The following is a 13,007-nucleotide window of genomic DNA, read 5'->3' on the forward strand; positions in this document are numbered from 1 at the left end:
CGGTCCGCGTTGTTCCGGGTTGCCGGGCGCGATGGGCGCCCGCATGTTCGGACGGGGACACCAGGGAGTCAACAGCTCCCGATAGGCTGGCCGAATGACGCGAGCCGAGCAGCCAACGGTCGTGAGCCCCACCTCCGACTCCGACGCACTTGCCGCAGACTCACGAGAGCGTGCCGTGCGATCTCTGCTGCGCCTTCCTCCGCTGAGGCGGTTGTGGGGCGCGCAGTTCGCCGGCGGCGTCGGCGACGTACTCGCCGTACTCGTGCTTCTGCTGCTGTCGTTGCAGGCGGCGATCGCCGAGGGCTCGTTCGGAGCGGGATACCGGGGCGCGGCGTTCGCCGTCGCGGCGGTGTTCGGCGCCCGGGTTCTCGCGACGCTGCTGTTCGGGGCGGTCCTGCTCGGGCCGCTGTCGTCGCTGGTCGAGCCGGGCAGTGGCGTACGGTCCGCACGGTCTGCGCCCAAGGCCGTGGCAGCGCCTGTGGACGAGGCGGCCGGCGGGGCGGGTGACGCGCCCAAGAAGCGGGCCAAGCAGGCCAAGCAGGCCAAGGACGGTGGGCCGCTGGACCGCCGCTGGACGATGATCGTCGCGGATGTGCTCCGCCTTGTGCTGCTCATCATCGCGCCGCTGTGGCTCGACTGGTCGCCGGACCGCGCGCTCCCGATCCTTCTCAGTACCGTCTTCGTGCTGGGGGTCGCCGAGCGGTTCTGGACGGTCTCCAAGGAGAGCGCCGCGCCGGCCCTGCTGCCGGCCCCGCCGCTGGAAGGCGCCGCGGTACGGCCGCTGCCCGACCACCTCGACGCGCTGCGCCGGCTCTCCCTCCGTACGACGTTCGCCTCGGTGCCCGTCGCGGCGGCGGTCCTGCTGGTGGCCACGCTGGTCGCCGGCCTGATCGGCGCGGGCGTCGACTGGTTCTCGCTGCATCAGGCGGCGCTCGGCTCGTATGTCGCGGCGGGGCTGTTCGCCGCGTCCGTGTCCACGCTGTACTTCCTGGAGCTGCCGGACGGGCATACGCCCCGGCCGCGGTCGCCGCTCGAAGGGCTGCGGCGGCCGTCCGCGGTGGGCGGTGCCGGTGCCGGTACGGGTGTCGGCGCGGGCGCCGACGGTGCTGACGGCGGCGGTGCTGGTGGCGCCGGCGGCAGTGGTGGCGGCCGGGACAAGGGGCGTACGGGAGCGCTGCCTCTGCTGGTCCTCGCCTGCGGCGCGATCGCGGCGGCCATCGCGTCCGCCGTGGCCGTCGCCGTACTGCACGCCAAGGACCTCGGCGGCGGTCCTGTCGCCTTCGCTCTGCTGGTCCTCGCCCTGACCGGTGGTACGGCACTGGGCATCCGCGGCGCCGCGAAGGTGCTGCCCTCGCTGTCGCGGCGGCGTCTGTTCGCGCTGGCGATCGCGGTCACCGGTATCGCGTTGCTGGCCATGGGGCTGGTGCCGGACACGGCGACTGTGGTGTTCCTCGCGCTGTTCGCGGGCATCACGGCCGGGGTCGTGGCGAGTACTGGCCACGCGCTTATCGACCTGGAGGCGGAGGAGTACCGTCGTAATCGAGTCACCGAACACCTGCAAGCCGTCGTAAGGGTCTTTGTCGCACTCGGCGTGGTTGTCGCCCCCCTCGTCGCCGCGGCCATCGGCCCGCACCGCCTCGCCAATGGAACCTTTGTCTTCGCGCACGACGGCGCGGCCTTCACGCTGATGCTGGTAGGCGCGCTGTTGCTCCCGGTCGCGGCGGTCGTCCTGGCCAAGACGGACGACCGTTCAGGGGTGCCGCTGCGTCGTGACCTCCGCGACGCGCTGCGCGGTGGCGCCGATCCGGCGCAGGCTCCCGCCAAGAGCGGCTTCTTCCTCGCGGTCGAGGGAGGAGACGGCGCCGGCAAGTCGACCCAGGTCGAGGCGCTGGCGGAATGGATCCGTGCCAAGGGCCACGAAGTGGTGGTCACCCGCGAGCCAGGAGCCACGCCCGTCGGCAAGCGCCTGCGCTCGATCCTGCTGGATGTGTCGAGCGGAGGTCTGTCGAACCGCGCGGAGGCGCTGCTGTACGCGGCCGACCGCGCCGAGCATGTCGACTCCGTCGTGCGCCCCGCCCTGGAGCGCGGCGCGATCGTCATCTCGGACCGCTATATCGACTCGTCCGTGGCGTATCAGGGCGCGGGGCGCGATCTCTCGCCGACCGAGATCGCCCGTATCTCGCGCTGGGCGACGGACGGGCTCGTACCGCACCTGACCGTGCTGCTCGATGTCTCGCCGGAAACGGCACGCGAGCGGTTCACGGAGGCGCCGGACCGGCTGGAGTCCGAGCCGGCCGAGTTCCACCAGCGGGTACGGTCGGGTTTCCTGACCCTGGCCGCCGCCGACCCGGGTCGGTATCTGGTCGTCGACGCCGCTCAGGAGCCCGAGGCGGTCACCACGGTCGTACGGCACCGGCTCGACCAGATGCTGCCGCTCTCCGAGGCCGAGGTGAAGGCCCAGGAGGAGGCGCGGAAGGCCGCCATCGAGGAGGCCCGGCGCAGGGCGGAGGAAGAGGCCGCGCGCAAGGCCGAGGAGGAGCGGCTGGAGCGCGAACGCCAGGCGCAGCTCGCCAAGCTCCGCGCCGAGGAGGAGGAGCGCAAGCGCCGCGAGCTGGAGGAGGAGCGGCAGCGCGAGGCCGAGCGGCAGGCGGAGGAGGCCAGGCAGCGTGCCGAGGAGGCGCGGCGGCTGGCCGAGGAGGAGCGCAAGCGGCGGGAGGCCGAGGAGCGGGCGTACGAAGCGGAGCAGGCGCGTCTCAGGCGGCAGGCCCAGGAAGAGGCGAGGCTGCGCGCGGAGGCCGAGGAGCGGCGCCGTGAGAAGCAGCGCAGGGCGGAGGAGTCGCTGCTCCGGGCCGAGGAGGCACGGAGGCTGGCGGAGGAGGCAGAGGCTTCGTCGGCCGGGGGCGCCGGAGGTAGTGGTGGCGCTGGAGGTGGCGGAACCGGTGGGCCTGGTGCGGCCGCCGGGAGCGCCGGGGCTTCGGGTGCGTCTGCCGGCTCCGGGATTTCGCCGATTTCGCCGAATGAGATCACGGTGCCCACGCGCCTCGTGAAGCAGCCGCTTGCCTCGGACGACGTGACGCAGGAAGTTCCGGCGGTACGGCCGCCGGATCTGTGGAAAAGGGATGTGCCGGACGCCGAGGAGACGGCGGTCATCCCGCAGGTGCCGGAGCGGCCCGAGCGTCCCGAGCGGCCCGAAGTGCCTAGCTGGGCACGTAAGGCCGACGAGACGGCGGTGCTTCCGGCGGTCCAGCCCGAGCAGCCCGTACGGGACGCCGATCCGGCCGACCGGGTGCCGCAGGGATTCTTCCGTGAGGACGAACCCGCTCCGCGCGGGGACGGCGGCAATGAACGTACGCGGGAGCTGCCGCAGTTCGACCCGCAGGACAGTGCGGTACGGGAGCCGGAGCCGCCGTCGGAGCGCCCGCGTCGGCGTTCGGACTGGGCGGAGGAGACACCGCTCGACGATCTTCCGAGCCTGGCGGACGAACTGCTCGGCCCGCGCGAGGACGACGACGAGCCCGACAGCAGGCGCCGTCGCCGGTAGGTCGATGCCGGCCGGGGTAGGTCGATGCCAGCCGGCTGGTCCGTGCTGGCTCCGGCCGGCCCTGCTGGATTCGGGTGGTGTGGCCGCGGCTCGGTGCTGAGTGTTCGAGTGGCGTGTTCGCGCCGGTGGGGCCGGGCTGTCAGACCCCGGCCCCACAATGGATTCCGATCCGTACGCGCAGAACGGCCGTACGCGCAGAACAGCAGGGCAGCAGACGGTAAGGAGGCGGTGACGGCGTATGACCGTATGGGAAGACCTGGTCGGGCAGGACCGCGTTCACGCGGCGCTGTCCGCCGCCGCCCGTGACGCGGACGCGCTCGTGACCGCGGACGCCTCGGGCACCCCTCCGCCGGAGGCGTCGAAGATGACGCACGCGTGGCTGTTCACCGGACCGCCGGGGTCGGGCCGTTCCACCGCGGCCCGCGCCTTCGCCGCAGCTCTCCAGTGCGTGAGCCCGGACCGTGCGCTGGGTGGTGAGCCGGGCTGCGGGTTCTGCGACGGGTGTCACACGAGCCTGATCGGCACGCACGCCGACGTCGAGGTGATCCGTACCGACCTGCTGTCCATCGGCGTCAAGGAAACCCGCGAGCTGGTGCGCCGCGCCCAGCTCTCCCCGGCCGTGGGCCGCTGGCAGGTCATCGTGCTGGAGGACGCCGACCGCCTCACCGAGGGCGCGGGCAATGTGCTGCTGAAGGCGGTGGAGGAGCCGGCGCCCCGTACGGTCTGGCTGCTCTGCGCGCCCTCGCTGGAGGACGTGCTGCCCACCATCCGCTCGCGCTGCCGTCATCTCACACTGCGTACCCCACCGGTGGAAGCCGTCGCCGATGTCCTGATACGGCGCGACGGCATCGAGCCCGAAGCGGCCCATGCCGCCGCCCGTGCCACCCAGGGACACATCGGCCGCGCCCGTCGGCTCGCCACCGACGAACGGGCCCGCGCCCGCCGCGCCGCCGTTCTCAAGCTGCCGCTGCGCGTGGACGACATGGGCGGCTGCCTCAAGGCGGCGCAGGAGCTGATCGACTCCGCGACGGAGGACGCCAAGCAGGTCGCCGAGGATGTGGACGCCAAGGAGACCGAGGACATGAAGGCCGCACTCGGCGCCTCGGCGGGCGGCCGGATGCCCCGGGGCACGGCGGGGGTGATGAAGGAGCTGGCCGACCGCCAGAAGCGGCGCTCCACCCGTACGCAGCGGGACAGTCTCGATCTCGCCCTCACCGAGCTGACCGGGTTCTACCGCGATGTGCTGGCGCTCCAGTTCGGCTCGCGGATCGCGCTCGCCAACGGGGACATACAGGACGCGCTGGACCGGGTCGCCCGCGCCTCGACGCCGGAGCGGACCCTGCGCCGGATAGAGGCGATCGCGGCCTGCCGCGAGGCGCTGGACCGCAATGTGGCGCCGCTGCTGGCGGTGGAGGCGATGGCGGTGTCGCTGCGCGCGGGCTGATGGGGCACGGGAGGCAGCGGGGGCGTGCGGAGCCGGCAGGGCATGTGACGGGGCACGCGGGCCGATGAGCGGTCTATTCACCCGTACGAGTACCGACAGGCGGCGTACGCCATCCGGCGGCTAGGCTCCCGGAATGGACAACAGGCGTCTGTTCCGTGCCACCGCCACCGCGTTGGCCGCAGCCGGTCTACTGATCTTCGGCTGCACTCCGGCCCCGGGCTCGTCGGCCCCGGATTCGAGTGGCCCGGGTTCTTCGGCGCTGGATTCGACGGCGCTCAAGAAGTTCTACGACCAGAAGCTGAAGTGGCGTTCGTGCGGGGTCCCGGGATTCCAGTGCGCCACGATGAAAGCCCCGCTCGACTATGCGAAGCCGGACGGCACCGAGATCCAACTGGCCGTTTCCCGCAAGAAGGCCACCGGCCCCGGCAAGCGCCTCGGCTCCCTCCTGGTCAACCCGGGCGGCCCCGGCGGCTCGGCGATCGGATACCTCCAGGGGTACGCGGGCATCGGCTACCCGGCCCCGGTCCGCGCCCAGTACGACATGGCGGCCATCGACCCGCGCGGTGTCGCCCGCAGCGAACCCATCGAGTGCCTCACCGGCCCGGAGATGGACGCGTACACGCAGGTGGACCAGACTCCCGACGACCAGGCCGAGAGCGGGCTGCTCGCCGCGTCGTTCAAGAAGTTCGCGCAGGGCTGTGAGAAGCGGTCCTCCGGGATCCTGTCGCATGTCTCCACGGTCGAGGCCGCCCGTGACATGGACATCTTCCGCGCCGTGCTGGGCGACGAAAAGCTGTCGTACGTGGGCGCCTCGTACGGCACGTTCCTGGGCGCGACCTACGCCGAACTGTTCCCGCAGCGCGCCGGCCGCCTGGTCCTCGACGGCGCGATGGACCCATCTCTGCCGGCCCGCGACCTGAACCGTGACCAGACGGCCGGCTTCGAGACCGCCTTCCAGTCCTTCGCCCAGGACTGCGTCCAGCAGCCGGACTGCCCTCTCGGCAGCACCACCGCGGCCGAGGTCTCGGCCCGGATGAAGGCCTTCTTCCTGACGCTGGACGCCAAACCGGTGCCCACCGGCGAGAGCCGCCCACTGGGCGAGTCCCTCGCCACGACTGGTGTGATCGCCGCGATGTACGACGAGTCCGCCTGGCCCCAGCTCCGCGAAGCCCTCGCCTCGGCCATGGAAGGCGACGGTTCCGCTCTCCTGGCACTCGCCGATTCGTACTACGAGCGCGAAAGCGATGGCTCATACGCCAATCTGATGTACGCCAACTCCGCCGTGAACTGCCTGGACCTCCCGCCCGCCTTCACCACCCCCGAAGAGGTCACCCAGGCCCTCCCCGCCTTCGAGCAGGCCTCCCCGGTCTTTGGCAAGGGCCTCGCCTGGGCATCCCTGAACTGCGCCTACTGGCCCACCAAGCCCACCGGCACCCCCCACCGCATCGAGGCGAAGGGCGCGGCCCCGATCGTCGTCGTCGGCACCACCCGCGACCCGGCCACCCCTTACAAATGGGCCCAGTCCCTCGCCACCCAGCTCTCCTCCGGCACCCTGCTCACCTACGACGGCGACGGCCACACGGCCTACGGCCGCGGCAGCGACTGCATCGACACGGCGATCAACACGTACCTCCTGGAGGGCACCCCGCCGCCTCCCGCCAAGAAGTGCTCCTGACCTGCACAAAGACCCCCACCCCAGGGGTGTACGGAGCACCCCCGGAAACTGTGTAGACTTGGCGGCGCCGCAGACCACACTATGGTCCACACGGCCTGCCGCCTTAGCTCAGTTGGCCAGAGCAACGCACTCGTAATGCGTAGGTCTCGGGTTCGAATCCCGAAGGCGGCTCAGAAAAACCCCAGGTCACATAGCCCGTGACCTGGGGTTTTCTGTTGCTCGGGGCATGGCGCGGCACACGGCTGGGGTGCTGTGGGATGGCTTGCGTGAGCGGTGCGTGAGCGGAGGGGGATCGGCCCTACTTCTTGGGCCTCTTCCGCCGGTCCTTCTTCGTGCCCTTGGCCTCGGCCTTCTTGGCTCGCTTGGCCTTCTTCCGGGCTTTCTCCGCCTTGCGTGTGGCCTTTTCGGCTTCCACCTTGCGCTGGAGCGGAACCAGCTTGGCGGTGGCCTCGGCGGCGTTCTTACCGACCTGAGGCAAGACGCTCTGGTAAATGTCCCGCGTGATGCGGGTGTCGCTGTGCCCGAGCGTGTCCGACACGATCTTGATGTCGATGTCGGCGGCGAGCATGAGGGTGGCAGCGCCGTGGCGCAGGTCGTGCAGCCGGATCGGCGGGAGGCCGGAGGCGGCGACGAGCCGCTCGAAGAGGTCGGTGACCTTGCCGGGGTGGAGCCAGGAGCCGTCTTCCTGGGTGAAGACATGGCCGGTCTCGACCCAGGCCGAGCCCCACTCCGTGCGGTCGGTGTCCTGCTGTTCGCGGTGCCGCTTCAGGACGTTGACGGTGTCGTCGTCGAGCGCGACGACGCGGTAGCCGCTGTCGGTCTTGGGATCGGATGCCTCGATCTCCCAGCCGTCCTGCACGAGTTGGGAGGAAACCGTGAGGGAGTGAGTGTCGAGGTTCGTCTCCGACCACGGCTGCCCGCACGCCTCTCCGCGGCGCAAACCCCGGAAGGCGATCAGGTGCCACATCGCGTACAGCCGGTCCTCGGCGACGAAGTCGAGGAAGGCACCGGTCTGTGCGGGCGTCCAGACCATCACCGGCGACGGCTTCTCGCCCGTCTGCTCCCACTTGGCGACCCGCTCGTCCGTCCACACCAGCGCCTTCGGCTTGCGCACGGGGTCGATCTCGACGTGAGCGGCCGGGTTGAACGTGATGACCTGCTGCCCGATCGCGTCGTTCAGGGCCGCGCGGAGGGTGGCCTTGACGTGCAGGCGTGTGGCGGGACCGGTGATGCGGCGGAAGGGCGGCATCTCGTCGATCGCGGCCTTCATCGCCTTGCGGCGGGCACGGTTCTCCGTGCCCTTCCACGGCACGGTCGCCAACTCGTCGATCGCGGCTCGCCGTTGGGCGTTGTCCTCCAGGATCTGGGCGTTGGCGTCGCGGATGGCGGTGAACATGTCGCTGAGGTGGCTGACGCGCAGCCGGTCGAGGCGCCGGTTCCCGATGTGCGGCTTCAAGTGCACGCGGATATCGGTCTCGTAGCGGTTCAGGCCGGACTTGCGTATGCGCTTGCCCGCCAGCCAGCGGTCGAGCCACGCGGCGACGGTCAGGCTGCCGATGAGGTCCTGGCCGGCGTTGAGGCGTCGCCTCGTCTCCTCGACGTCGGGCAGGGGAGCCTTCTCGCTGCTGACTTCCGCCAGCATGGCGGCGATCAGTTCCGTGCCCTCGGGGTCGTCGGACTCGGCCAGGCCCAGAAGAGCGCGGACGTGGTCGAGGTCGGCCTGGGCGGCCTTGCGGCTGTCGTAGCCGCCACGGGCGAAGGACCTGCGGCTGCCGTCCTCACGCGGCGGCAGCTCCTGGCGTATGGAGTAGGTGCAGTGGTTCCTGCTGTTGCGCTTGGGGCAGGACGTGCCGAGTTCCTTGCCGGTCTTCGGGTCGCGGCAGGAACAGCGGCGGTAGGTGGAGCCCTTCAAAGATCATTCTCCTCAGTGGAGTTGGCGTCGCTGCCTGGTTCGGGTGGGTCGACGTCGGCGAGTTCGGGTGGCAGGTAGGGGAGGAGGCCGCGGTCGCGGCGGATGAAGGAGCGGGCTACGCGGAGGCGTTGCTTAGCCATGTCGATGCGCTCCAGGCAGGCGGCCTGGTCGCGCAGGGCCTCCGCCCGTCCTGTGGCACTGGTGGCCCGCTTGACGGCGTACTGCGCGTAGCTCTCGCTGGCCATCGCGGAGCGCGCCTCGCCGAGGGCCTCGATGTGCTCGCGCTGATAGCGGAGCATGTCGCGGTCGGCCAGGGAGCCGCTGTCCTGAGCGGTGAACCAGCACATGGCCTCCCACGGAGCAATGCGGTGCTCGTACGGGAGCCGCTGGACCTCGGCGATGTAACCGATTGGGTAGATGAGGCAGATCGGGTTCGTGTGCAGTGCCTTGGCCAGGACCATGACGTCGACCAGGGGCAGGTTGGCGCGGCGGCCGGATTCCATATTGGCGATGACGTTGCGGGGGATCGGGTGGCCAAGCTCCTCGCACTGGTCGGCGAGGTCCTGGGCGCTCATGCGCAACTCCTTCCTTCGGCGTCGGACCTCAGCGGCCACGGTGGCCATGACGTGGTCGGCCCACTCAGGGACGTCGTCCTCGTCGTCGTATCCAGCATCGAGAATGTGTTGTGTCATGAGGACACATTAGCTTCGCCATCCTGGATTTAGTGGCCTGGAGCCGGGCGTGATCGTCACGTTCGCCGAGGGCTCAGTCATGGATGGAGCACGTGTGCGTGAGAGCGAACCCGCCGGCCGGGCGAGGGGCATGAGTCGCGAGGAGCTGTTGGAGCTTCCTGCTGCTGTTGACCTGGAGACCGGCAATCGGGCGTTGGGGCTCGGACGGAGCAAGGGGTACGAGCTGGCGAAGCGCGGCCAGTACCCGTGCAGGGTGCTGCGGCTGGGCAACGCCTACCGGGTGGTGACCGCGGACCTGTTGGCCCTGCTGGGGCTGGCTGCATGAGGAGACGCGTACGTAGCAGACGCTTCTGCGCTGAGCTGACACAGAAACGCTGGACTGTGGCGGGGCGTGGACGTACTGTCCGTGTTCCCTCGCGGTACCCGAACGCTCGCGAGAAGGGGGAGAGCCCCCGGCGGTGCAACGCCGGAGGCCCGATGACGCCCCACCAGTCCCATGTGAACCGACCCGGCGGCCAGGGCGTGCGAGCCCGCAACCGCCAGAGGAGCCGCCGAGTGCAACCCGAGAACCCCGAGTCCTATTCCGCCCCCGCCCAGGCGATTTGGCCCGCAGCGGCCATCCCCGGCCAGCCCGGCGCCCACCTGCGCGCCGCACAGGCTGACAGTGCCGATCCGGGTCTGAGCGGCGATGTGGACGCCCGCAGCGCCGACGAGGCGGAGGCGCCGCGCGGGTTGGAGGAGATACCCGATGCGGAGCCAACGCACGGCTCCCAGCTGCTGGGCGAACTGCGCGCGCAGCTCGCCCAGTTCGTGATCCCACCCTCACAGGAGGCTCTGGACGCGATCACCTTGTGGGTGATGGCGACGCACCTGCAGTCCGCTTGGCAGCACGCCCCGCGCCTGGCGGTGGTGGGACCGGCGAAGCGGTGCGGCAAGTCGCGGCTGCTGGACGTGCTGACCGAGACGGTCCACGATCCGATGCTGACCATCAACACCACACCCGCGGCGATCTTCCGCTCGATAACCGAGGAGCAGCCGCCCACTCTGCTGGTGGACGAGGCGGACACCATCTTCGGTACGCCGAAGATGGCGGAGAAGAACGAGGAGATGCGCGGCCTGCTCAACGCCGGTCACCAGCGCAACCGCTACGTGACCCGGGTGGTCGGCAACGACCACACCCCACACCGGTTCGCCACCTTCGCCATGGCGGCGATCGCGGGAATCGGTGACCTGCCCGACACGATCATGGACCGGGCGGTGGTGATCCGGATGCGGCGCCGGGCCGAGGGCGAGAAGGTCAAGCCCTTCCGCTCCCGCCGCGACATCCCGGCCCTGCACGATCTGCGCGACCGCATCGCCGCGTGGGCCTGGCCCCTGCTGGACGAGGCCGCGAACTTGGAGCCGGACATGCCGGTCGAGGACCGTGCTGCGGACACCTGGGAGCCCCTGGTCATCGTCGCCGACCTGGTAGGTGGGCACTGGCCCCGGTTGGCGCGGGTCGCGTGTGCGCGGATGGTCGCCGCAGAGGCGGCGGCCGAGGAGGATCACCCGAGTGGTGCGCGGATCCTCGCCGACATTCGTCGGGTCTTTGTCGCCCAGCGCGAGGTGGACAGTCTGTCCACCGAGGAACTCCTCCACCACCTGCGCCAGGACCCCGAAAGCCCGTGGGCCGAGTGGGGACGCAGCGGGCTGACCGCCCGTGAGCTGGGCAGGATGTTGCGAGAGTTCGGCATTACATCCGGCAACGTCCGCATGGCCGACCGGACCCAGCGCAAGGGCTACATGCGCAACAAGTTCCTCGACGCCTGGCGCCGGTACTGCCCCACCGTCCACCCCGTCGACGCCGACCCCGCTCCCGGCGAGGGCTGACCCCGCCGCCCCTGGTTGCCGTCCGTGCCGTCCCTGCCGTGATCTCGCAGGTCACACGGCCTACAGACAAGACGGCAACCGGGTCCGAGACGGCAACGCGATCATGACCAGCGTGTTGCCCGCTCGAGACGCTGTCCCGATCCGTCTTGCGACGTCCTAGGCGTCCTTGCCGTATCAGCTCAGGTCACAGCCCTGCTCGCCGAGACGGAAGACGCAACGCCACCGTCTCGACTCGGGCGCAGCCACCCCGAGACGGGCTCAGGCCCAGCGAACCGCCTGAGCCCCCTCGCGACCGGGCCGAAGACGCCGACAGCACCCGCCAAGACGGAAGACCGAGGCCGCTGCCGTACCCGCCCCGACCTGCGCTTGCAACGGCCAAGACGGCAAAGACGCACCACACCGAAACCACAGGAGTACCCCGCTTGAGGACCCTCCCCGTCTCTGATCCACCGCACCACCAGCCGCCGAGTGACCGGCCCGGCAAGGGGCGGCCGACGATGACGAAGCATGATGCCGAGCGGTACGTGCTCATCATGGCTGGCCTGGTCATCGTCGCCCTGACCGGCGGAGCGTTCTGGCTCTCCTACGCGCACCTGGCCGACGTCGCCGGCCAGCACGGGCTGGGAGCGTCACCGATCCGCCGCTGGGCGTGGCCAGCAACCCTGGATGCGTTCATCGTCGCGGGTGAGCTGCTCATGCTCCGCGCGGGCCTGCGCCGCGTCACCGACCGATGGGCCATCGTCGTGACCGCCATCGGTTCGGTTGGCTCCATCGCGCTGAACGTCGCCGGGGTTAGCGGCACGGGCAACGCCAGCACCGTCCCGTTCCTTGACTATGTGGTCGCCGCGGTTCCTCCGGCCGCCGCGATGGTCGCCTTCGGCGTGCTGATGCGGCAGATCCACCAGCTCATCGAGCGGCCTGTCGACCACTCGGTCCCACGCTCCAAGCAGGTGCCGGAACCATCGGCCACCACATCCGTCCAGACCACCGAGCCGTCGACCACGGCAGTCGGCCAGCCTGCGGAGGCTCCGGTCGAGCTCGTCCGGCCCGCCGAGCTACTGGTTGAGCCCGGTCAGGCCACTGAGCGACCGGCCGCCGTATCCGTCCAGTCGCCGGATTCGTCCTCCGGCGCTGCAGAGGGCAAGCCGCGCGGTGGCCGTCCACCCGGCGCCCCGCTTGAGGCACTCGTGGAGATCGGCCGGGCAGCTGCCGCTGAGCAGGACAAGCTCACCCGGGCCGTCGTCCGAACGGCAGTTGAGGACAAGGGGCTGACGATCGGCAGTAAGCGGCTGACCGAGGTGATGGACATCCTCCGGGCCGAGCGTGAAGCCTCCGCCGAGACCGATCCGGCCAGCGGCTGACCGGAACCCCTGCCGGGTGACCGGAACCCTTTCCGATCACCCGGCCTGCCAGTCACCGCCCCAGACATCTCGTGATCGTCCACACCTGTGGATGAGGCGGTGAGTGTCCGAACTCCATCTGACTTTCCTGTTGACCCGCAGGCACTCCCCGCCCCTCTCCGGAGAACCGCCCATGACGCACGATCCGCTCCGCCCCGAGAACGCCCCCGACGAGCCGCTGCCGCTGATGAAGTCCCCTACGCTGATGGATCGTTGGCGCCGTGCGTTCGGGCGGGCTGCCCTTGGCGGAGCCAGTAGTACCCCGAGTCCGACTCACGGCCGGTTTTCGGGGATCTCCGCCCCGGGGGTGGCGGAGGAGACCCAGCGCCAGGGGGCGCCGGGCCGGGGGGTCGGGGCCGAGGGCGGCCCCGACCAGGACATGCTCCACGTCGTTCAGCGCGAGATCCTCCGCCCCGTGCGCGAAGACGTTGCCGCCGCCGGCGAACCCGCCGTGAAGAGCGCGCAGCCCACGAT

8 protein-coding genes, 1 tRNA gene and 1 pseudogene are annotated in these 13,007 nt (G+C 70.6%); 8 read left to right on the plus strand and 2 right to left on the minus strand.

Annotated features, from left to right (window positions below):
* Window positions 1–94 precede the first annotated feature (94 nt).
* From tmk to WH07_RS07015, 4 genes are all read left to right on the plus strand, one after another.
* Window positions 95–3,541, plus strand: coding sequence for a dTMP kinase (tmk, locus tag WH07_RS07000; protein WP_079023009.1), 3,447 nt, complete (start codon window positions 95–97; stop codon window positions 3,539–3,541).
* A gap of 238 nt (window positions 3,542–3,779) precedes the next feature.
* Window positions 3,780–4,985, plus strand: coding sequence for a DNA polymerase III subunit delta' (locus WH07_RS07005; RefSeq protein ID WP_046496621.1), 1,206 nt, complete (start codon window positions 3,780–3,782; stop codon window positions 4,983–4,985).
* Window positions 4,986–5,118: 133 nt separating this feature from the next.
* Window positions 5,119–6,660, plus strand: a complete 1,542-nt coding sequence (locus WH07_RS07010) for an alpha/beta hydrolase (protein ID WP_046496623.1) — start codon at window positions 5,119–5,121, stop codon at window positions 6,658–6,660.
* A gap of 97 nt (window positions 6,661–6,757) precedes the next feature.
* A tRNA-Thr gene (locus WH07_RS07015) sits at window positions 6,758–6,831 on the plus strand.
* A gap of 127 nt (window positions 6,832–6,958) precedes the next feature.
* Here WH07_RS07015 and WH07_RS07020 read toward each other — a convergent pair.
* Both WH07_RS07020 and WH07_RS07025 read right to left on the minus strand, forming a co-directional pair.
* Window positions 6,959–8,572, minus strand: a complete 1,614-nt coding sequence (locus WH07_RS07020; RefSeq protein WP_046496626.1) for a tyrosine-type recombinase/integrase — start codon at window positions 8,570–8,572, stop codon at window positions 6,959–6,961.
* Window positions 8,569–9,264 carry a helix-turn-helix domain-containing protein gene (locus WH07_RS07025; RefSeq protein ID WP_046496628.1) on the minus strand — a complete coding sequence of 232 codons (696 nt, stop codon included), beginning with the start codon at window positions 9,262–9,264 and terminating at the stop codon, window positions 8,569–8,571. The genes WH07_RS07020 and WH07_RS07025 overlap by 4 nt, the downstream gene beginning before the upstream one ends.
* 79 nt (window positions 9,265–9,343) lie before the next feature.
* Between WH07_RS07025 and WH07_RS07030 the strand changes: the two genes are divergently transcribed.
* From WH07_RS07030 to WH07_RS40925, 4 genes and pseudogenes are all read left to right on the plus strand, one after another.
* Window positions 9,344–9,589 carry a hypothetical protein gene (locus WH07_RS07030; RefSeq protein ID WP_198533739.1) on the plus strand — a complete coding sequence of 82 codons (246 nt, stop codon included), beginning with the start codon at window positions 9,344–9,346 and terminating at the stop codon, window positions 9,587–9,589.
* Window positions 9,590–9,819: 230 nt separating this feature from the next.
* The gene (locus tag WH07_RS07035) at window positions 9,820–11,133 is read left to right on the plus strand and encodes a DUF3631 domain-containing protein (protein WP_046496629.1); all 1,314 of its coding nucleotides are present in this window, start codon (window positions 9,820–9,822) and stop codon (window positions 11,131–11,133) included.
* Window positions 11,134–11,630: 497 nt separating this feature from the next.
* Window positions 11,631–12,494, plus strand: a complete 864-nt coding sequence (locus WH07_RS07040; protein ID WP_046496631.1) for a DUF2637 domain-containing protein — start codon at window positions 11,631–11,633, stop codon at window positions 12,492–12,494.
* A 172-nt stretch (window positions 12,495–12,666) separates the two neighbouring features.
* Window positions 12,667–13,007: pseudogene (locus tag WH07_RS40925) on the plus strand (plasmid mobilization relaxosome protein MobC); the annotation flags it as partial.

This window comes from Streptomyces odonnellii (assembly GCF_000981895.1).
In the GTDB taxonomy this organism is placed as follows: domain Bacteria; phylum Actinomycetota; class Actinomycetes; order Streptomycetales; family Streptomycetaceae; genus Streptomyces; species Streptomyces odonnellii.